The 19,764-nt window shown below is 66.2% G+C and carries 17 protein-coding genes and 1 pseudogene; 9 read left to right on the forward strand and 9 right to left on the reverse strand.

What is annotated here, in order from left to right; translation table 11 throughout:
* Positions 1-37 precede the first annotated feature (37 nt).
* The 5 genes from QNO00_RS00640 to QNO00_RS00660 all read right to left on the reverse strand — a co-directional run bounded on the left by QNO00_RS00640 (position 38) and on the right by QNO00_RS00660 (position 5,573).
* The gene (locus QNO00_RS00640) at positions 38-715 is read right to left on the reverse strand and encodes an L-ribulose-5-phosphate 4-epimerase (RefSeq protein WP_284023263.1); all 678 of its coding nucleotides are present in this window, start codon (positions 713-715) and stop codon (positions 38-40) included.
* The gene (gene araB / locus QNO00_RS00645; protein ID WP_284023264.1) at positions 712-2,448 is read right to left on the reverse strand and encodes a ribulokinase; all 1,737 of its coding nucleotides are present in this window, start codon (positions 2,446-2,448) and stop codon (positions 712-714) included. The genes QNO00_RS00640 and araB overlap by 4 nt, the downstream gene beginning before the upstream one ends.
* Positions 2,449-2,619: 171 nt before the next feature.
* On the reverse strand, positions 2,620-3,567 hold the full coding sequence (locus QNO00_RS00650; RefSeq protein ID WP_284023265.1) for an alpha/beta hydrolase: 948 nt from the start codon (positions 3,565-3,567) through the stop codon (positions 2,620-2,622).
* 4 nt (positions 3,568-3,571) lie between these two features.
* Positions 3,572-4,579: a LacI family DNA-binding transcriptional regulator gene (locus QNO00_RS00655; protein ID WP_284023266.1), complete on the reverse strand. Its 1,008-nt coding sequence runs from the start codon at positions 4,577-4,579 to the stop codon at positions 3,572-3,574.
* An 82-nt stretch (positions 4,580-4,661) separates the two neighbouring features.
* Complete coding sequence (locus QNO00_RS00660) at positions 4,662-5,573, reverse strand: aldose-1-epimerase (protein WP_284023267.1); 912 nt, start codon at positions 5,571-5,573, stop codon at positions 4,662-4,664.
* Between the two features lie 274 nt (positions 5,574-5,847).
* Here QNO00_RS00660 and QNO00_RS00665 point away from each other — a divergent pair, with 274 nt between their 5' ends.
* Both QNO00_RS00665 and QNO00_RS00670 read left to right on the forward strand, forming a co-directional pair.
* Positions 5,848-6,390, forward strand: coding sequence for a hypothetical protein (locus tag QNO00_RS00665; RefSeq protein ID WP_284023268.1), 543 nt, complete (start codon positions 5,848-5,850; stop codon positions 6,388-6,390).
* 62 nt (positions 6,391-6,452) lie between these two features.
* A pseudogene (locus QNO00_RS00670) lies at positions 6,453-6,851 on the forward strand (LuxR C-terminal-related transcriptional regulator); the annotation flags it as partial.
* A gap of 26 nt (positions 6,852-6,877) precedes the next feature.
* On the opposite strand, the gene QNO00_RS00675 reads toward QNO00_RS00670, so the two are convergent.
* Positions 6,878-8,578: an alpha-glucosidase gene (locus QNO00_RS00675; RefSeq protein WP_284023269.1), complete on the reverse strand. Its 1,701-nt coding sequence runs from the start codon at positions 8,576-8,578 to the stop codon at positions 6,878-6,880.
* A 268-nt stretch (positions 8,579-8,846) separates the two neighbouring features.
* On the opposite strand from QNO00_RS00675, the gene QNO00_RS00680 reads away from it, so the two are divergent.
* The 4 genes from QNO00_RS00680 to QNO00_RS00695 all read left to right on the forward strand — a co-directional run bounded on the left by QNO00_RS00680 (position 8,847) and on the right by QNO00_RS00695 (position 13,569).
* A complete protein-coding gene (locus tag QNO00_RS00680) occupies positions 8,847-10,058 on the forward strand; it encodes an MFS transporter (RefSeq protein ID WP_284023270.1) in 1,212 nt (403 codons plus the stop codon).
* A gap of 49 nt (positions 10,059-10,107) precedes the next feature.
* The gene (ligD, locus tag QNO00_RS00685; protein WP_284023271.1) at positions 10,108-11,130 is read left to right on the forward strand and encodes a non-homologous end-joining DNA ligase; all 1,023 of its coding nucleotides are present in this window, start codon (positions 10,108-10,110) and stop codon (positions 11,128-11,130) included.
* A 146-nt stretch (positions 11,131-11,276) separates the two neighbouring features.
* Entirely contained in the window at positions 11,277-12,656 is a 1,380-nt protein-coding gene (nhaA, locus tag QNO00_RS00690) for a Na+/H+ antiporter NhaA (RefSeq protein ID WP_229965874.1), read from the forward strand.
* Positions 12,657-12,777: 121 nt separating this feature from the next.
* Positions 12,778-13,569 carry a glycosyltransferase family A protein gene (locus QNO00_RS00695; RefSeq protein WP_284023272.1) on the forward strand — a complete coding sequence of 264 codons (792 nt, stop codon included), beginning with the start codon at positions 12,778-12,780 and terminating at the stop codon, positions 13,567-13,569.
* Here the strand turns inward: QNO00_RS00695 and QNO00_RS00700 are convergent.
* Entirely contained in the window at positions 13,529-14,494 is a 966-nt protein-coding gene (locus QNO00_RS00700; protein WP_284023273.1) for an alpha/beta fold hydrolase, read from the reverse strand. The two genes, QNO00_RS00695 and QNO00_RS00700, sit on opposite strands and share 41 nt — an antisense overlap.
* Positions 14,495-14,630: 136 nt before the next feature.
* Between QNO00_RS00700 and QNO00_RS00705 the strand changes: the two genes are divergently transcribed.
* Positions 14,631-15,446 carry a lysophospholipid acyltransferase family protein gene (locus QNO00_RS00705; protein WP_229965871.1) on the forward strand — a complete coding sequence of 272 codons (816 nt, stop codon included), beginning with the start codon at positions 14,631-14,633 and terminating at the stop codon, positions 15,444-15,446.
* Between the two features lie 54 nt (positions 15,447-15,500).
* Here QNO00_RS00705 and QNO00_RS00710 read toward each other — a convergent pair whose 3' ends face one another.
* Positions 15,501-16,343, reverse strand: a complete 843-nt coding sequence (locus QNO00_RS00710) for an alpha/beta fold hydrolase (protein WP_229965870.1) — start codon at positions 16,341-16,343, stop codon at positions 15,501-15,503.
* Between the two features lie 91 nt (positions 16,344-16,434).
* Here QNO00_RS00710 and QNO00_RS00715 point away from each other — a divergent pair, with 91 nt between their 5' ends.
* Positions 16,435-16,998 carry a hypothetical protein gene (locus QNO00_RS00715; protein WP_284023274.1) on the forward strand — a complete coding sequence of 188 codons (564 nt, stop codon included), beginning with the start codon at positions 16,435-16,437 and terminating at the stop codon, positions 16,996-16,998.
* Between the two features lie 10 nt (positions 16,999-17,008).
* On the opposite strand, the gene QNO00_RS00720 is transcribed toward QNO00_RS00715, so the two are convergent.
* On the reverse strand, positions 17,009-18,637 hold the full coding sequence (locus tag QNO00_RS00720) for an SLC13 family permease (protein WP_229965868.1): 1,629 nt from the start codon (positions 18,635-18,637) through the stop codon (positions 17,009-17,011).
* A gap of 141 nt (positions 18,638-18,778) precedes the next feature.
* Between QNO00_RS00720 and QNO00_RS00725 the strand changes: the two genes are divergently transcribed.
* Positions 18,779-19,681 carry a LysR family transcriptional regulator gene (locus QNO00_RS00725; protein ID WP_284023275.1) on the forward strand — a complete coding sequence of 301 codons (903 nt, stop codon included), beginning with the start codon at positions 18,779-18,781 and terminating at the stop codon, positions 19,679-19,681.
* Positions 19,682-19,764 lie beyond the last annotated feature (83 nt).

Raw genomic sequence — 19,764 nt, forward strand, 5'->3', positions numbered from 1 at the left:
AGGGGTGAAGCAGTTGAACAGGTCGGACACTGTGCAGTTACTTTTGGCCGTACACGTTCTGGTAGCGCGCGTACAGGTGATCGATGTCCGGCTGCGGGATGGGCAAAAGCTCGCCCAGCTGGCGGCTGATGTGCACGGTGCGCGCGACTTCCTCGCACAGGACGGCGGATTTCACCGCCGAGCGGGCATCCTTGCCGACGGTGAACACGCCGTGGTTCTGCATCAGGATGGCGGTGGAGCGGTGCCCGGACAGCACCTCGACAATGCCGCGGCCGATGGAGTCGTCACCGATCAGGGCGAACGGGCCCACGGGGATTTCCCCGCCGAATTCGTCGGCCATCATGGTCAGGACGCAGGGAATGGCCTCTCCCCGGGCGGCCCATGCGGTGGCGTAGGTCGAGTGCGTGTGCACAACGCCGTGGACCGCCGGCAGGTGCCGGTAGACATAGGCGTGGGCATCGGTGTCCGACGACGGTGACCCGCCGCCGTCGACCGCTTTGCCGTACAGGTCGGTGAGGACCATGCGCTCGGGGGTGAGCTCCTCGTAGGAGACACCGGAGGGCTTGATGACCATCAGGTCCTGGTCCGGAACCCGGGCGGAAACATTGCCGGCGGTCCAGACGACGAGTTCGTTGCGGGTCAGTTCGGCGTGCAGGTTGCTGACCTGGCGGCGGAGCCGGTCCACGGTGCCCAGGACATCGGAGGTCAGGGTCACAGCACAGGCTCCAGGGCTGCGGCAGATTCGTCCGGTCCGGTTTCCGCCGCTGCTATCGGCACGCCCGCCGCGGCCGCGCGCTGCATGCTCTTCAGCCGGTGCATGACCTCGTTGGCGCCGCGGCCGAAGTAGTCGTGCAGGGTCCGGTACTCGGCGAACAGGGCGTTGTAGGCGCTGACGTTTCCGGGGATGGGCTGGTAGACCCCGCGGCGGACGCGCCCCATGGCTGCTGCGGCCGTTCGGACGTCCGGGTAGGCTCCGGCGGCAACTGCGGCGTGGATCGCCGAGCCGAGGGCCGGGCCCTGTTCGGAATCGATGACCGAGAGCGGCAGGTTGATGACGTCGGCGTAGATCTGCATCAGCAGCGGATTCTTGAGCAGGCCGCCGGCCACCACGAATTCCGTGACCGGGACGCCGCTGGCGTTGAAGGCCTCGATGATGGTGCGGGTGCCGAAGGCCGTGGCTTCCAACAGCGCCCGGTACATGTCCTCGGGGCGGGTGGCCAGGGTCTGGCCGATGAAGATGCCGGAGAGTTCATGGTCCACGAGCACTGAGCGGTTGCCGCTGTGCCAGTCCAGTGCCGCCAGGCCGTGTTCGCCGATGGCCTGGCGGGAGGCGAGTTCGGTGAGGTATTCGTGCACGCCGGTGCCGGCGTCGTCGGCCGCGCTGACGTAGCGGGGCGGAACGCAGTTGTTCACGAACCAGCCGAAGATGTCTCCGACCCCGCTCTGTCCGGCTTCGTAACCCCAGAGCCCCTCCACGATGCCGCCCTGGACGGCGCCGCACATCCCGGGAACCTCGTGGATTTCCTCGGCATTCATAACATGGCAGGTGGACGTGCCCATGATGGCAACCATCTGGCCCGGCTGCACGGCGTTGGCCGCCGGTGCGGTGACGTGGGCGTCCACGTTGCCCACGGCGACGGCGATGCCCTCGGGCAGGCCGGTCCATGCAGCGGCGCGGGCGGAGAGCGTGCCCGCGGCCGAGCCGAGCTGGCCGATGGTGTGTTCAAGCTTGTCAGTGACAAAGCCGGCGAAGCCGGGGTTCAGCGCCGCGAGGTAGTCCGCGGAGGGGTAGGCGCCGTCCTGGTAAATGCCCTTGTAGCCGGCGGTGCAGGCGTTGCGGACGTAGGCGCCGGTCAGCTGCCAGACGATCCAGTCCGCTGCTTCGACCCAGTGGTCCATGGCCGCGTAGATTTCGGGGTCTTCCTCGAGGATCTGCAGCGCCTTGGCGAATTCCCACTCCGAGGAGATCAGCCCGCCGTAGCGGCCCAGCCAGGTTTCTCCGCGCTCTGCGGCGAGGGTGCTGATCCGCACGGCCTGCGCCTGCGCGGCGTGGTGGCGCCAGAGTTTGACGTAGGCGTGCGGGCGGCCGGCGAACTCCGGCAGCTGGTTCAGGGGCGTTCCGTCTCCGGTGACGGGAACCATGGTGCAGGCGGTGAAGTCAGTGGCCAGGCCGATGACGGCCGCCGGGTTGATCCCGGCGCTCGCCACAGCTTCCGGAACGGCGTTGCTGAGGACGTCAACGTAGTCCTGCGGAACCTGCAGCGCCCAGTCCGGCGGCAGCCGGACCTCCGATCCCGGAACGCTCTCGGTGATCACGGCGTGGGGGTACTCGTAAACCGCGGAGCCCAGTTCCGTCCCGTCGGCGACCCGCACCACCACAGCGCGCCCGGAGAGCGTGCCGTAATCCACTCCGATAACGTACTGCTCCTCCGGATGGGTACTGCTCATGGGGGCCTCCTGCTGCGGCGGGGCCGCGGAAATCGTCATTGATCTTGTTAGCGCTAACAATTAGATGTGAGGCGTGTCTCATTGTCAAGGTGAAGGGGCAGTGGGGCGCTCGACGGCAAGGGAGGTCCTGCGGCAATTAGCCGGAACGTCTTCCCTTGCCCACCCGGGGCATCAGGGATGTGGCCTCACTTCGGCGAGGAGGGTGCTCACTGCATTCAGCATTTGGGTGAATCCAGGCTGCTCGACGGGGAAGTGGCCGCAGCCTTCCAGCACGACAAGCGATTTCTCTGCTGCAACGCGGTTAAAGAAGGGCTGACTGACCTCCAGGGGAGTCCACCGATCGTTGCCGGGGTGGATCATCAGGACCGGCGTATCAGTGAACCGCTCCGGCTCAACAAGCGGCAGGGATTCGAGGAAGCTGCGCATCCATCCGAGAGGTACGCGTCCGCCTCCGCCGCTCTTGTCAGCAATGACTTCATCAACAAGTCCCTGACCGTTGGCTACATGTCGCATGTCTGCAATCCATCGAATGGGCACACGCACGTTCGCGAGCGGGCCTGCTGCGACTGCCATTGCGGGGGCAGCCATGCTCGCCAGGGCCGGATGCCACGTCAGGCGTCGGCGCACGCCCGGGTCGCGTGGGTCAAGCAGGCAGGTGACGACCAAACGGGACGCCAGTCCTGTTGCTGCTGCCGCATCGTAGGCAAGCATGCCACCCATGCTTGCTCCCATCATGACAAGGGGGCGCTCATCGTCTTCTTTCCGCACCAGATCGACCAGAAGCTGCTGCCAGTCTCCGTACCGGACTCGTCCGAGCTGCCTCGTTGTTGTTTTGCCGTAGCCGGGAAGATCGGCGACCGTTACGTGAGCGCCCAGCTTCGAGAGGTGGGCGGCGTACGGCCACATTGCCGCACTATTGCCACCCGCGCCGTGGACAAGCAGCATCCGCACGGGAGCCTCTGGAGAGCCAATATGTTCGACGTGAACGTGGGAATCCCGCCACTTCCATATGGAAGTCGATCGCAGGACCGCTTCACCGATCAGTGCGGGAATGTGCTTTTCGTAGCGGCGCTCATCTCGGAGTTCTGCGGGTAAATGACAGGCACGCACCTCACGCACCTCCTTAGTGCGGGGGAGCGGTGCTGCCCCGCACGATGAGCTCGGGTGAGGGTGGAGATCCGGGGCCGGAAGCACCCGACCCTGCGATCTGCTGCAGGAGCCGGTCAATGCAGTACCTGCCCATGGCGCGGAAGTCCTGGCGGATGGTCGTCAGCGGAGGCAGGAAGTATGCGGCTTCGGGCTGGTCGTCGAAACCGACAACGCTGATGTCCCCGGGCACGCTGATGCCCCGCTCGTGCAGTGCCCGCGTGAATCCCAGCGCCATCTGGTCATTCGCGACGAAGACTGCAGTGTGGGCGGCAACGTCGAACTCCAGTCCGTTGCGGTAGCCCGACTCGGAGCCCCAGTTTCCGGTCATCGGCGGGGCTGCCGCCAGCCCTCGTGCCTGCAGCTCCTCGCGCCAGCCCGCTGCCCGCCGCTGCGCGTCCATCCACTGCTCCGGACCGGCCAGATGGGCGATGGTGCGGTGTCCAAGGTCGGCAAGGTGCGCCACGGCCAGGCGCGCTGCGTATTCTTGGTTCCCCTCGGGAGCCAGGCCGTTGGCCGCAATCTCGAGCGGGATCTTCAGTTCCAGGTTGCTGAAAAGGTCCACCGTGGCCTGGGCGGAAGCCACCACCACGATCCCGTCCGGTGCCTGGTTCAGCAGATGGTTCACCGACTCCAGCATGGCCTCTCGGGTCATCCCGCGCAGGCCGGCGACGCTGACAAAATAGCCGTTCCGGAAGGCGGCTTCCTGCAGCCCGAGCAGGGTGCTCGCCGGCCCGTACTGCTCAAGCTCGGTGATGATCACCCCGATGACTTTCGAGGAGCGCGTGACGAGCGACCGCGCCGCCGCATTGCGCCGGTAGCCGAGGTCCTCAATGGCCGCCGAAACCCGTTCCTTGGTGGCAGGGCTGACATTCGGGTGGTCGTTCAGCACCCGGGAGACCGTCTGGTGGGAGACTCCGGCCAGGCGGGCGACGTCTTCCATGGTCGGCGCCGAGCCGGACGGCCTGCGGTGTGACGGGGGCATGGGCTGCTTTCAGTAGGTGCGGCACTGTGAGGTGTGGAGGACGAGGTGAAGCGGAGTGCGGTGAGGCGGGGAAGAGAAAAGGCTACCCGGCGCTGATGGAGTACGAAAAAGAATGGCGGTCGCCCGGCTCCAGGATCACCAGGTCCGTGCCGGTGTTGAAGGCATCCGGCGGGCAGGTCATGGGTTCCACCGCCATGCCGCGCCGGCCGAGTTCCTCCCCGGAATACACCTGCAGCCAGTTGGACCCGCCCGTCCCGCCCGCCGAAGCCAGGACGCTCGCGGCACCGGTAGCGGGGTTCCGCAGGGTGACGTGCCAGAGGGCGGGCAGGCCGGTGAAGGCGTGGTCCAGGCTCATGGTGCCCAGGGTCCGGGGATGCGCAAAGTCGAACTCGGTGCCTGCCGTTTCCTTCAGTTCCAGGGGCAGCAGCCGGTCATCGGTCATCAGCACGTGCGAAGCCGTGAAGGCCACCTCGCAGTCATCCACCGGAGCGCCGTCCACTGTGAGGTAGGGATGCGAGGACACTCCGTACGGCGCCGCGGTGCGGCCGGCATTTCTCGCTTCCACCACCAGGGTCAGTCCGGTCTCGGCATTCAGTGTGAACTCCGCGCGCAGCAGCAGCTGGTGCGGATAGCCGGGCTGGCCGTGCAGCGTGTGTTCAAGCACGACGGCGTTGGCTGAGCGGGCGGCCACCGTCCAGTCCGCCCACACGACCAGGCCGTGCAGGGCGGTTGCGGTGGACGCCTCGTTCACAGGAACCGAGTACTCCGCGCCGCGGAAGCTGTACGTTCCGGAATCAATCCGGTTGGGCCAGGGAGCCAGCGTCTTGCCTGCGTAGGCATGCGGCACCAGATCCGGATCGAACGGCAGGACGAGGTCCCGCTCCCCAAAGCGCAGGCTCTGGATTCCGGCCCCCACCGTCGCGATGCCTGCCGAGTACCGCCCCGCTTCGAGCACAATGATCTGCCCGTTGGGGGTGGTTGGTGGATTGGTCATGTCCGGCTCCTGTCGGCGGCGGGGTCATCCCCGGTGTCCTGGGAACTGCCCGGAATGCGTCCTGCGTGCACTGCGATTCACGAGTTTACCTGTGAGCGCTAACAGTCCCCGATTCCGGGCTGCCCAGCCACCCACACGGAAGGGAATTCTTGCGGAGATGAAGACGTTTATCGAACTGGGGCGTCATGATGCTGACCATTGCCGGCGGCAACGCCCGCCGCCCCGGCCAGGGAACCGCCGACCCGTCGCCCCTATTTGCTGGAAGGAAGGAGCCTTGGAAATAACGACCACTCTCCGCCGGATCGAGCCTCGCGCGGCTGCCGACGGATCCCAGATCTTCGCGTTGGCCACTGACGCCGGGCTGCTGCTGACGGAGCCTCATAACCTCGCCCCGCGCAGACTCGCCGAAGTGATGCCGCTGAACCGGCGCATCCGCGCCCACGTTGCACTGACCGTCGATGACCATGACCTTGCTGTCCGAGACTGGCGGATCGCCCGCTCCGCCGAGCTGCCGCCGGAAGTGGCGCTGGCGGACGTGGAATGGGATGGCCGGTTCGGGATGCCCGTCGACTACTACGACCACGACGCCGCTGCTGCCGCAGCGCCGGACACCCGCTGGTCCGTCGTTCGGCATGGCCCTGATCGCCGCTTTGTGATCGACCCGACCGCCGACTACCGCCGCGCTTTCACTGTGGCCCGGGAGCATAATCTGGGCGACGACTACCGCGCGGACTCATTCGATGATCGGTTCGTCGTGATCGCCGCGTCACTCGCCGAATGGAACTGTTACGCCGCCAACGGACCCCGCGCCGACTGAAAGGCCGCCAGCCGCGGCGCAGCGTGGTGCGTCCGGCGTCGTCCAGCGCGGCGGTGTCGGTGCCGGCAGATCCGCTGATCCTGACCACATATGACAGCGACGCCGACATCCTGGCAGCGATCGATGCCGGAGCTGCCGGCTACATGCTCAAGGACGCGGCACCGGAGGAGATCCGCAGCGCCGTGGCGGCAGCCGCCGAAGGACGCACGGCTCTGGCCCCGCAGGTGACCGGGCGCCTGCTCGGACAGCTGCGGAGCCCGGAAACCACCCTCAGCCCGCGTGAGCTGGAGCTGCTGGAACTGATCGCGGACGGCATGTCCAACCGCGCCATGGCCCGGCAGCTCTTCATCTCCGAAGCCACCGTAAAAACGCACCTGGTGCACATTCACGAGAAGCTGGGCGTGGACAACCGCACTGCCGCCGTCAACGAGGCCCGCAAGCGCCGCACCATCCGGCGCTAGCGCCGATTAGGGACGGCTAACTGCCATCAGGCGGAGGACAGGCTGTGGACCCGCGTTTCCCAGGGCCGCAGCACGTCCGGATCACCCGGCTCCGAGTAGTTGCCGAGCACCAGCTGATGCCGGTTCAGGTAGGTCGGCACCATCAAGAGTCCACCGGAGACATTGCACATCACTGCCAGTTCCTCATTTCCCAGCCGGCGCCGAAAGGCAAAGAGCACCGGGTCGCTGGGATCCATCAGTTCGAAGTCGCCCAGCGAGACCACTTGAGAAGCGTGGCGCAGGGCAATGAGCCGCTGGTAATAGCGGAACACCGACTTCTCCGCTGCCCGGTCCGCCGCGGCGTTGACGGTCCGGTAGTTGGCATTGACATCGATCCAGGGCGTGCCGGTGGTAAAGCCGGCGTTCGGCCCGTCATCCCACTGCATGGGTGTGCGGGCGTTGTCCCGGCTGACCCGGTTCAGGGTGGCCAGGATGTGGTCACGGCTCACGCCGCGGGTGAGCGCGAAATTGTAGTAGGCCAGTGTCTCCAGGTCGCGGTACTGCTCCAGCGAAGTGAACCCGGCGTTGGTCATCCCGATCTCCTCGCCCTGGTAGATATAGGGCGTGCCGCGCTGCAGGTGCTGCAGCGTTGCCCACAGGGTGGCTGATTCGTAGCGGTACTCGGTGTCATCGCCGAAACGGGAGACCGCCCGGGGCTGGTCATGGTTGCCCAGGTACAGGCTGTTCCATCCCCGGTCCGACAGCGAGCGCTGCCACCGGTTCCAGATGGTTTTCAGGTCCTGCAGCCGCATGGGCAGCGGATCCCACTTGCCGCCGGGTCCGCGGTCCAGGCGCATATGCTCGAACTGGAAGACCATGTCCAGTTCGCCGCGCAGCGCATCGGTGAAGAGCACAGCCTCATCCACGGTGACGCCGTCGGTTTCCCCGACCACCAGGTAATCGGTGTCCCGGTAATTGAAGACGGCCCGCATCATTTCCTGCAGAAACTCATGCACCCGGGGGCCGGAAACATAGGAGGGGGCGCCGTTGGCGTACATCCCTCCGGCACCCACCGGACTGTCAGGCAGGGAGGGCCGCTTGGAGATGAAGTTGATCGCGTCCATGCGGAACCCGTCAATGCCGCGGTCCAGCCACCAGTTCATCATGTCGTAGACCCGCCGGCGCACGCGCGTGCTCTCCCAGTTCAGGTCCGGCTGGTGGGGGCTGAACAGGTGCAGATAATACTGTTCCGTTCCCGGATGGTAGGTCCACGCGCTCCCGCCGAAAATCGAGCCCCAGTTGTTGGGCTCGGCACCTGGTTCATCGGGTGAGAACCCGCGCCGGGGATCACGCCAAAAATAGGAGTCCCGCGACTCGTTGCTGCGCGAGGACGAAGAGACCTTGAAAGCCGAGTGCTGATCGGAGGTGTGGTTCACCACAAGGTCCATGATCAGCTTCATGCCGCGCCGGTGCACTTCGGCCAGCATCCTGTCGAACTCCTCCTCGGTACCGTACAACTCGTCGATCCGCCGGTAGTTGCTAATGTCGTAGCCGTTGTCGTACTGGGGGGACTCGTGGATGGGCGAGAGCCAAAGGACGTCCACCCCCAGCTCCCTGAGATAGTCCAAGCGGTTTATGATGCCGGTGAGATCACCCACACCGTCGCCTGAGCTGTCGGCGAAGCTCCGGGTGTAGATCTGATACACCACGGCGTTGGTCCACCACGCCGGCTGATAGGGATTCCTCATCGAACTTCCGGTCCTTTCGCAGGCCCACACAACGGGCGGCGCGCACGGCCCCCGGGACAGCGCACCGGCTGAACCCAGCTTAGGTTCCGGCGCTGCCCGCTGACAGGGTCCGGCAATCCTGCGCAGGCTCAGGACAGGGAATGCACCGGCGCCGGGGTCTCCGGCGACCGGCCCGGTTTTTGTTCAACAAGTGGACAGGCGTAACGTAGTTGCGCCGGTCCGGCAATCGAACGGAACCGGAAAATTTCCACATTCAGAGGAGTACCTGGTGACGCGCGGCGGTCAGAAACTATGGACCACGGGGTTTGTCCTCGCAATTATCACCAATTTCTTCGTGTTCCTGGTGTTCTATCTGCTGATGACCACCATGGCGCTGTACGCCGTGGAACAGTTCTCCGTCTCGGACAGCTCCGCGGGTTTCGCCTCCGGATCCTTCGTCGTCGGCGCGTTGGTGGCCCGGATTTTCAGCGGCAAATTCCTGGACTTCATCGGGCGGCGGAAGCTGCTGCTCGGCGGCCTTGCTCTCTTCACCGCCGCGGCGCTGCTGTACCCCCTGGCCGACAGTTTTGCCGGACTGCTGGCCATCCGTCTGGTGCACGGCGCGGCGTTTGGTGCGGCCAGCACCTCGATTTCCGCGTCCGTCATGGGGCTCATTCCGGTTCACCGCCGCGGCGAGGGCACCGGCTACTTCGGCATCTCCACCACGCTGGCCACCGCCGTCGGGCCCTTCCTCGCCGTGCTGATCGTGGACAGCATGACGTATGACTTCCTCTTCCTGGCCAGCGCTGCGTGCGCCGCCTTGGCGCTGATCGTCGCCCTGATGCTGAAGCTCCCCGAGCGCACGCCGACCCCGGCGGAACGGGCCCGCAAATGGCGGCTGCGGTTTACCGACATCCTGGATCCGGCGGCTCTGCCCATTGCCTCCATCATGTTTGTCGCCGGTGCGTCCTACGCCGGCATCCTGACCTTCATCAACTCCTACGCGAAGTCGGAGAACCTGGTGGCGGCCGCCAGCGCGTTTTTCCTGGTGTATGCCGCCGTCGTGCTGGTATCGCGCCTCTTCATGGGCCGGCTGCAGGACACCTACGGTGACAACGCAGTCATCTATCCCACATTGGTGTCCTTCGCCGTCGGACTGGCCCTGGTGGCCTGGGCGCCCAACGCCTTTGTGCTCGCCGCCGCCGGCGTGTTTGTCGGCATCGGCTTCGGTGCCCTGGTCCCCACCGGCCAGGCCATCGCCGTGACCATGGCGCCGCCGCACCGCATTGGCCTGGCCACCTCCACGTACTTCATCATGATGGACGCGGGGGTGGGCCTGGGTCCGCTGGTCCTGGGCGCGCTGATCCCCGTAACCGGCTTCCACGGCATGTACTGGCTGCTGGCCGGCTGCATCGTGGCCACCACGGCGCTCTACCACTTTGTCCACGGGCACAAGCGCTACCGCCGCGGCGCCGAGCCTGCAACGGGCACTCCCGCCTGACGCCGGCCGCAGGCGTGACGCTCCGGAAAATCCGGAGTAGGTTATCGCCATGGCCGGCAAAGCAACCACCCTCACTGTCCCTGGTCCGCACGGCGAGCGGGAAATGCGCATTTCCAGTCCGGACCGCATCCTCTGGCCCGAAATGGGGCTGACCAAGCTCGATCTGGCCCGCTATGTGGCCGAGGTGGGCAATGCGTTCATCGCAGCAAACGGCGACCGCCCGGTCTCGCTGCAACGGTTTCCGGACGGCGTCGACGGCGAACAGTTCTTCTCGAAGAACCCGCCCAAGGGCGCCCCGGACTTCATCCGGGCCGTTACCGTCACCTATCCCAGCGCCCGCGCCCATCCGCAGCTCGTCCTCGACGAGCCCGCCGCCGTGGTCTGGGCGGTGCAGATGAACACCGTGGTCTTCCACCCCTGGCCGTCCCGGGCGGAGGACACCGACAACCCGGACCAGCTGCGCATAGACCTGGATCCGCAGCCCGGCACCGGGTTCGACGACGCCGTCCCCGCCGCCGTCGAACTGCGCAAGGTCCTGGCGGAGGCCGGTTTGGAGGCGTTCATCAAGACCTCGGGCAACCGCGGCCTGCACGTCTACGCACCGATCAGCCCGGCCCACGAGTTCCTCGACGTCCGGCACGCGGTGATCGCCGCCGCCCGGGAACTGGAGCGCCGAATGCCGGACCAGGTGACCACCGCCTGGTGGAAGGAGGAGCGCGGGGAAAAGGTCTTCGTGGACTTCAACCAGGCCAACCGGGACCGCACCATCGCCGGCGCCTACAGCCCGCGGGCGCTGCCGCACGCACCGGTGTCCACCCCGCTGGGCTGGGACGAACTGGAAGCTGCCGATCCGCGGGACTTCACCATCCGCACCGTTCCGGAGCGGCTGCGCACGGTGGGGGACCCGTGGGCGGACATGGGTGCCAGCCCGGGCAGCATCGAGGTGTTGCTGGAATGGTGGCAGCGGGACCTGGACAACGGGCTGGGCGAGAAGCCGTTTCCGCCGGATTATCCCAAGATGCCCGGCGAACCGATGCGGGTCCAGCCCAGCAGGGCCCGGAAAACGGAGTAGCCGGGACAGGAATGGTTCCGGAACACGGACCGGCCCCGTCCACAGCGTTTTTCCGGGTTCGGGGGCATGTCCCGTAAGGTGGAGCGAAGGTGCGCCGGGAAGTCTGGTCGGCAATAACATTGTCGACCGCTTTTTCAGGAGCACCCATGCAGTCCAACACCTCCCCGGAAGCAGCTTCGGGCCCGGGCGACGCCCCGAACACTTCCGGCGGCCCCAGCATCTTCAGCCGCGGCAGCTACACCGAAAAACTCCGCATCGGCGAGATCCTGCGCAAGGAAACCGTTGGCGGCCTGCTGCTGGTGGCAGCCGCCGTCATCGCCATCATTTGGGCCAATTCACCGATTTCCGGCAGCTATTTCGCCCTGCGCGACTTTGAGATCGGCTACGAACCGTGGCATCTGAAACTGAGCCTGGGCACCTGGGCCGCCGACGGCCTGCTCGCCGTGTTCTTCTTCCTGGTGGGCCTGGAGCTTAAACGGGAATTCGTCGCCGGCGATCTGCGCAACTTCAGCAAGGCGATCGTTCCCGTGGCGGCAGCGGCCGGCGGCGTGATCGTCCCGGCCGCCATCTACGCCGCCGTCAATCTCGGCAGCCCGGAAACCCTCTCCGGCTGGGCCATTCCCACGGCCACCGACATTGCCTTTGCCGTGGCCGTGCTGGCCATCATCGGCTCGCACCTGCCGTCTGCCCTGCGGATCTTCCTGCTGACCCTGGCCGTCGTTGATGACCTGCTGGCCATCACCATCATTGCCGTGTTCTACACCGAGGAACTGAAGGTCACGCCGCTGCTGCTGGCCCTCGCCGGGCTGGCACTCTACACCTTCCTCGCACAGAAGTACCGGCGGTTCTTCCGCCTGAAAGCCTCCGCCGCGTGGTTCATCCTGCTGCCGATCGGCGTCGTCGTCTGGGCGCTGGTGCATTCCTCCGGGATCCACGCCACCGTTGCCGGTGTGCTGCTGGGCTTCGCTGTTCCCGTGCTGCGCAGCAAGGCCAGCGGCGGACCCGAGGCCGGCCCGGGCCTCTCCGAAATCTTCGAGCACCGGTTCCGCCCGCTGTCCGCCGGTTTTGCGGTCCCCGTTTTTGCCTTCTTCTCCGCCGGCGTGGCGGTGGGCGGCTGGAACGGCTTTGTTTCCTCGCTGGCCGATCCGGTCGCCCTAGGCATCATCGCCGGGCTGGTGCTGGGCAAGCCGATCGGCATCCTGGGCACCACCTGGCTGCTGACGAAGCTCACGAGCGCCCGGCTGGACACCTCGTTCAAGTGGATCGACCTCTTCGGCGTTGCGGTGCTGGCCGGCATCGGCTTCACCGTTTCGCTGCTGGTCGCTGACTTGAGCTTTGGACAGGGCACCCTGCCCAATGACCATGCCAAGGTGGGCATCCTGGCCGCCTCTGTGCTGGCAGCCCTGCTGGCCGCCCTGGTGCTGACCGGCCGCAACCGCCACTACCGTGCGATCGAGGACGAGGAAAACACCGACGACGACGGCGACGGCGTTCCCGACGTCTACCAGCACCCGAACGTCCGCTGACCCCACCCGCCGAGGGCGCTGAGCCCGCGGCCGGCGTGCGGGAGCAATCCGCCGCCGCCCGTTCCCCGGTGGGCCCGCACCATGGTCCCGCCGGGGAGCCTCCCGCTACAGTCGGAGCACCATGCCAACTATCTCGGTGGTCATCCCGGTCCGCAACGACGCCCCGATGCTGGCTGCCTGCCTGGCCGCCCTGGACCGCCAGACCCGGGCGCCGGAGGAAATCGTGGTGGTGGACAACGGCAGCACCGATGACACCGCCGCGGTCTGCGCGTCCGCGGGAGTGCGCCGCGTGTACCAGGAAGTGCCCGGCATCGCCGGTGCGACGGCGGCAGGGTTCGACGCCGCCGGCGGCCAAATCCTGGCCCGGCTGGATGCCGACTCGGTTCCGCCGCCCCGGTGGCTGGAACGCGTGGAAATGCGGCTCGCCTCGTCCGGCCCGCTGACGGCGGTGACCGGTCCGGGAGACTTCTACGGCGCCGGCCGCTTCACCTGCTGGGTGGCCCGGAACATCTATATCGGGGGATACATCCGCGCGGTCGGGCTGCTGCTGGGCCACCCGCCCCTGTTCGGATCGAATTTCGCCCTGCCCGCGCCGATGTGGGCCGCCCTCCGGAACCGTGTCCACCGCGACCGGTCGGAGGTGCACGATGACCTTGACCTGAGCTACCAGATCCGCCCGGACATGTCGGTTATTTATGATCCCCGGCTGCGTGTCGGGGTCTCCGCCCGCCCCTTTTACAGCTGGCGCGGCCTGGGCAGCCGCATCCTTCGGGCCTACCAAACGTTCGACATTGATTTCCGGGCCGAGCCTCCCGGACGCCGGCTCCGCGAGCGGCACCGGCTGCGGCACCGGCGCCGGGCCGGACGGAAGGCTACTCCGCCGCCGCATACAGCGCCAAAAGGTCACGGCTGAGCTGGTGGGGGGCGTCCTCGCAGGGCGCGTGACCGGTTCCGTAAACGGCAAACCCGGCTCCGATCGAATCCGCCAGGGCTTTGTGCAGGTGCAGCGGCCAGACATCAGCGCGGCCCACCGCCACCAGCTTGGGCTGCGGTGCAGCAGCCAGGAGACCGCGCAGGTCCGGGGACTGCTTCATCAGTGCCACGACATCCTGCAGCGACTGCTTCCTCGTGTACTCGAACCGGCGGCGAATGAATTTCATCCGGGGCTCCGGTACCCGCACGAAGTTGCGGCGGATGCCCCACATGATCAGGTCAGCATGCATCTTGTCGTTGACGAGCGGACTGAACCTGCCCACCCGGCTGACGGTGCGGAAGCTCTGCCCTGGAACCGGCGGGCAGCTCAGCAGGCACAGTGAACGGACGAGGTCCGGGCGCCGGACGAGGGTCATCTGGGCGACTATTCCGGCGAACGAGTATCCCAGCAGATGCGCCGGCTCGCCCAGGGACTCCAGGAGCGCCACAAGATCATTAATAAACAGTTCATATCCGTAGCGGGTTCCCGGCGGCGTCAGCTGCTCCGGGCCCGCTACCGCTGATTCATATTGCCCGGCCATGTCATAGCTGAGGACGAAGTATCCCGCTGCTGCAATGACCGGCAGCATCAGGGAGAAATCCTCCTTGGACCCCATGACTCCCGGAACGAGAACAACCGGGGGATCGGTTTCGGCGCCCATCGTCAGCAGTGCCAGATCGCCGCTGGGCGCCCGGAACCAGGCTGCGCGGGAACCCTCCGGGTGTACTGCCCAATCCGTCACGCCCAACCGCGCGTCAAGGGTTTCCGCCTCATCCGGGGCGGCTGCCGCGGTTGCCGTCTGCGTCGCCGCGACCGCTGCCGCACCGCCGCCGCTGCGCGCCCGGGCCAGGATTCGCCATGCCATATCCAACCATAACCGCGCGCCGCGGTTGGAGGGACAGGGCGGCGGGGCCAAATGGCCCGCAGGCCCCGGAAGCCCGTTCCGCAGAGCCGCTGCAGAACCGATAGAATCGAGGCCCGCCGGAATACGCAAACAGGAGATGACGTTGAAGTTTTCCCCCAACAAGTACGTCTACCGCACCATCGTCCTGACAGGCGTGTTGTCGATCAAGTTGTTCCGTGTTCCCGTTCTTCCCTCCGGCCTGGAGAATCTGCCGGCAGATGAGGAGATTTCCGGCTTGAACCGGAAGGTGGTTCCCGGCAAGGGTGCCGTCGTGGCCATCACGCACTTTGGCTACCTTGATTTCGTGTTTGCTGAGTACTTGGTCTGGAAAAAGCTCAAGGCGCACATGCGGTTCCTGGTCACGAAGAAGGCGGCCCGCAAACCGTTCGTCAACGCTGTCTGCCAGATGTGCGAGCACATCATCGTGGACCGGTCCGACGGCGCCGCCGCCTACGCCGAGTCGGTGGCGGCCCTGCGCCGCGGCGAATATTTGGCCGTACTGCCCGAAGCCGGAGTCAGCCGCAGCTTCAGCGTCCGCAAGCTCAAGACCGGAGCGGTCCGCATGGCAGCCGAAGCCGGAGTGCCGATCATCCCGATCTCGGTCTGGGGCGGGCACCGGATGCTCACCCGCGGCGGTCACGGCCTGAGCCGGAAGTCTGTCTGGAAAACACCGGTCCGGATGCACGTCAGCCCGATGATCCGGGTGGCCCCTGATGCTCCGGTGATCGAAGAAACCGAACGGCTGCAGCGAACCCTGCAGGACGGCATGGACCATTGCATCGACACGTACCCGGAGACCCCCGAGCCCGGCGCGTGGTGGATGCCCGTCAGTCGCGGCGGCAGCGCCATGACCGTTGAGGAACAGCTGATCCTGGACGAAGAAGACCGGAAAAAGTACAAGATCACCGGCTAGAAGCAGGGTCGGTTCCGGCCGGGCACCTGTTCGCAGTACCTGGCTGAGTTACAGCTAGTCCTTGAGGAAATCGAGCAGGGCCGCATTGACTTCATCTGTGTGGGTCCACAGCAGGCCGTGCGGTGCGCCTTCGATTTCCACGTAGCGTGCCTTCGGCAGGGCTGCTGAGAACATCCGTCCCGTGGAATCGATGGGCAGGACCTTGTCTGCCGTTCCGTGCAGGATCAGTACCGGAAGTCCCGAGTCGCCCACCTTGGCGACGTCGGCGCGGAAGTCCGTGATCCAGGAGGGCACGACGGCGTAAGCGGCCAGCGGGGCGCTGCCGGCGGCCACATTCCAGTTCCCACGCACCGCCTCCTCGCTGACGCGGGTGCCCAGGTTCTCCGGAAGGTTGTAGAAGTCGGATAAGAAATTGGTGAACCACGCGTAGCGGTCGGCCTGTGCGGCCGCGGCAATGCCCTCGAAGACCTCGGCCGGCACGCCAGCCGGGTTGTCCGGGGTTTGCAGCAGGAATGGTTCCAGCGAGGCGAGGAATGCCAGCTTGCTGATGCGGCCGGTTCCGTGCCGGCCCACGTAGCGGGCAAGCTCCCCGGTGCCCATGGAAAACCCGACCAGCACCACCTCCTGCAGGTCCAGCTCGGTGAGGATCGCGTCCAGGTCATCGGCGAAGGTGTCGTAGTCATAACCCGTGGTGGGGTGGCTGGAGCGTCCAAAGCCGCGCCGGTCGTAGGTCAGGACGCGGTAGCCTCCGCCGAGCAGGGCCCGGGTTTGGCGTTCCCAGGAATCCCCGTCCAGGGGATAGCCGTGGATCAGCAACACAGGCTGTCCGGACCCGTGGTCCTCGTAGTGGAGCTCGATGTCTCCGGTATTCTCCGTACCTACCGTGATGTGGGGCATGGCTGGTCCTCTCAGCATCAGTGCACCGCGTAGCGGTGCAAAAGGTTGGAAAGATTCTGGCGGCGGCGGGTCCAAAGAACAAGGGAAACAGATGGATAACGGAATCTCAGGGGCCGACTCAGCGGTGCTCTTCCTCGGCGGCCGCTCCGGAGTGGGCAAAACCAGCGCAGCCCTTGAACTGCATTCCCTGCTCACCGCGCTGGATGTGCGCCACGCCGTCATTGAGGGGGACAACCTCGACCTGGCGCATCCGGCTCCGTGGAAACATCCGGTTCCCTGGGACCGCCGCCTGGCAGCCCAAAACCTTGCCGTGATGTGGCAGAACTACCGCGCCCTGGGCTACCGCCGGTTGATCTACACCAACACGGTCTCGGTCCGTGAAACGGCCGAACTGGCAGCCGCCATGGGCGGCAGCCCAAGCATCTGCGCCGTGCTGCTGTGCGGCTCCGACGAAACCGTGCAGCGCCGGCTGGCCGGGCGCGAATCCGGCTCCGCCCTGCAGGAACACCTGCTGCGGAGCCGGGAAGCCGCCGCCGCCCTGGAGCTGCACACCCCGGCCTGGGTCCACCGGATTCCCACGGACGGCCGGACAGCAACCGACGTCGCTGCCGAGGTTCTGTCGCGCACCGGCTGGGCTGTGCCGGACCCCGCGTGAACGCCCGGCCCTAACCGCCGATACCCACGACGGCGATCATCACCGGCACGATCGTGATGATCAGGATGGCACCGAGAACGTCGAAGAACAGGCCGGTCCGGATCATCCGGGTGATGGGCACGGCACCGGTGCCGTAGACGATCGCGTTCTGCGGAGTGGAGACGGGAAGCATGAATCCGAATGAGGCGGCAAAAGTGGCGGCCAGGGCGGGCACGAAGGGATCAACGCCGATCGCCTGGCACAGCGGGATCACGATCGGCACAATCACGGCGGCTGAAGCAGTGTTTGACGTGGTTTCCGAAATGATGATGGCCAGGACGGCCGAGAACACCGTGATGGCAACGACGTTGGTGATGTTCAGGTTTTCCGAGGCGCCCTTTCCGATGGTTTCCGCCAGCCCGGTTTCTGCCAGCAGCGCACCGAAGATAATGCCGGTGCCGAAGAGCAGAATGGTTCCCCAGTCGATCTTCGCCGCGTCCGACCAGGTCAGCGTGGCCTGCCGCTGCTTCCAGTTGACCGGAAGGATGAACAGGAGCGAGGCGCCCAGCACCGCAACGATTCCTTCGTCGAGGCGGTCGTCGAGGAAGATGTAGGCCTCGGACTCGGTGCCGCCGATGAGGCTCGCCACGGCCGGCGCCAGCCAGAGCGTGACGGTCACTCCGAAGGCGATCAGCGTATTGACCTCGGCGCGGGACATCTTGCCCTGGGCCTCCCGCTGCTCCCGCACGTACTCTTCGACGCCTTCCAGCCGGCGGATTTCCGGCTTGTTCAGCAGGAGCATGACCAGGGCCAGGACCACGAACATTGCCAGGCACACGGGGGCGGCGATGGCCATCCACTGGGCAAAGGAAATGCGGACTCCGGTGGCTTCCTCGATCAGCCCGCGGCCGATCAGGTTCGGCGGCGACCCGACCGGGGTAAGCAGTCCGCCCACGCTGGCCCCGTAGGCGAGCATCAGCAGCAGGGCGGCGCCGATCCGCAGCCGCAGCGGATCGAAGTCCGTCTTGACCACGCCGCGGTCCTGCATCAGCTGCGCGATGACCACCAGCACGCCCAGCGCCGTCGGCATCAGCATGGCCACGGTCGCCGTATTGGAGACGAACGCCGAGAGCATGCAGGTGATCACGCCGAAGGCAATGACCACACGGTAGGTGGACTTGCCGACCCCCGGCATCGACAGCACCGCAAAGGCGAGCCGCTGGGCAATGCCGTGCTTGAGCATGGCCTGCGCCAGGATGAACGCCCCAATAAACGTGAAAATGGTTGTCGATCCGAATGGCGCCAGCACCGCGCTGGCCGGAGCAACTCCGAGGATGACAATGGCCGCTACGCCGATCAGCCCGCCAATCGGAATGGGCACCGGCTCGCAGATCCAGAGGATGATCACGCCCAGCAGCACGGCGGCCAGCAGATGCTGCTGGCGTTCCAGGTTGAGGGGGAGCAAGGCGAAGACGACGGCGACGACGGGGGCCAGGAACAGGCCGATCGTCTGCCGGGTCCGTTCGAATTTCTCTTCCCGCGGAGAGAGTGTCTGCTCGCTCAGGCTGCGGAAAGTGGTTCCGCCCAGGAGTGCGGCGCGGACATCGGTTCGTTGCGGGGCGCCCGGATCTTCGGTTGGAGCCGGCTGCTGCGTATACACAATCCTGGTCCTTCCTCGTTGAATGCGTTCACTATGCAGCAGCGCCTTGTGCCGCGTCCACAACCTGTTGTCTACTCACCCATAGGAGAAACCAATAGTTTGCGCACCGGAAATGGTCCACCCGAATGCAAGGGAGCTTTCGTGGACGTCAGGCACCTGAAGTACTTTCTCGCTGTCGTTGACCATCAGGGATTCACCCGGGCCGCGGAACGGCTGCTGATCGCCCAGCCCTCGCTGTCCCAGACGATCAAGAGCCTGGAACGCGACCTGGGCGTTCCGCTGTTTCACCGGGTGGGGCGCAACGTGGTGCTCAGCGAGGCCGGCCGGGAGCTGGTGGGACCGGCGCGCGTCGTCGTCCGCGACCTGGAGGCAGCCCGCGCGGCGATCGACGAGCTGAAGGGAATGCGCCGCGGACGGCTGGATGTCATAGCCATGCCCTCGCCGGCCATTGAGCCGCTGACCTCGATCATCACCGCCTACGCCCGGACCCATCCCACGATCACCGTCAACGTTGACGCAGCGTTCACCCAGGACGACGTCGTCGCTGCCGTCCGGGATGGAAGCTCCGAAGTTGGGCTGCTGGGCTCGGACCGGCCGTTCCGAGCCGCTGACATTGATGTCCTGCATCTGGGCCGGCAGCCGCTGATGCTGGTCCTCAATCCGGAGGATGCCTTGCCCGGCGGAGAAGCCGTCGGATGGGAGGAGCTCTCCGGCCACCGCATGATCGTCTCGCAGCGCGGGTCGCTGATGCGGTGGGCTGTGGATGAAGCCCTGGCCAACGGCGTTGATCTCGAAATCGCCGTCGAAGTGGCACACCGGACGTCAATTTTGCCGCTGGTCCTGGCCGGAATCGGCCATGCCGTCCTGCCGTCGTCGTGGGCTCCGCTGGCCCGGCAGGCGGGACTGCGGACGGTGCGGCTTGAGCCCGAAACGCTCCTGCACATCTCTGCCCTGAGCCGGGCCGCCGAGCTGACCCCGGCCGCACTCGCGTTCCTCGCCGTGGCCGCCGCAACGGAGACGGTTCCTGCCGCGGCGCACGGCTAGGGAGGCGTACGGCCAGCGGACAGCACGGATAGAGAACACCTATGCAACGGATCCGGATCCGGTCTTGGACGCTGCCTGTCCGG

The organism is Arthrobacter sp. zg-Y1219, assembly GCF_030125545.1.
Taxonomy (GTDB): Bacteria; Actinomycetota; Actinomycetes; order Actinomycetales; family Micrococcaceae; genus Arthrobacter_B.

Excerpts from the sequence above, each read along its gene's own strand:
- araB (WP_284023264.1), bottom strand. The coding sequence starts at position 2,448 with ATGAGCAGTACCCATCCGGAGGAGCAGTACGTTATCGGAGTGGATTAC.
- QNO00_RS00660 (WP_284023267.1), bottom strand. The coding sequence starts at position 5,573 with ATGACCAATCCACCAACCACCCCCAACGGGCAGATCATTGTGCTCGAA.
- QNO00_RS00655 (WP_284023266.1), bottom strand. The coding sequence starts at position 4,579 with ATGCCCCCGTCACACCGCAGGCCGTCCGGCTCGGCGCCGACCATGGAA.
- QNO00_RS00700 (WP_284023273.1), bottom strand. The coding sequence starts at position 14,494 with ATGGCATGGCGAATCCTGGCCCGGGCGCGCAGCGGCGGCGGTGCGGCA.
- QNO00_RS00695 (WP_284023272.1), top strand. The coding sequence starts at position 12,778 with ATGCCAACTATCTCGGTGGTCATCCCGGTCCGCAACGACGCCCCGATG.
- QNO00_RS00705 (WP_229965871.1), top strand. The coding sequence starts at position 14,631 with ATGACGTTGAAGTTTTCCCCCAACAAGTACGTCTACCGCACCATCGTC.
- QNO00_RS00710 (WP_229965870.1), bottom strand. The coding sequence starts at position 16,343 with ATGCCCCACATCACGGTAGGTACGGAGAATACCGGAGACATCGAGCTC.
- QNO00_RS00675 (WP_284023269.1), bottom strand. The coding sequence starts at position 8,578 with ATGAGGAATCCCTATCAGCCGGCGTGGTGGACCAACGCCGTGGTGTAT.
- nhaA (WP_229965874.1), top strand. The coding sequence starts at position 11,277 with ATGCAGTCCAACACCTCCCCGGAAGCAGCTTCGGGCCCGGGCGACGCC.
- QNO00_RS00715 (WP_284023274.1), top strand. The coding sequence starts at position 16,435 with ATGGATAACGGAATCTCAGGGGCCGACTCAGCGGTGCTCTTCCTCGGC.
- ligD (WP_284023271.1), top strand. The coding sequence starts at position 10,108 with ATGGCCGGCAAAGCAACCACCCTCACTGTCCCTGGTCCGCACGGCGAG.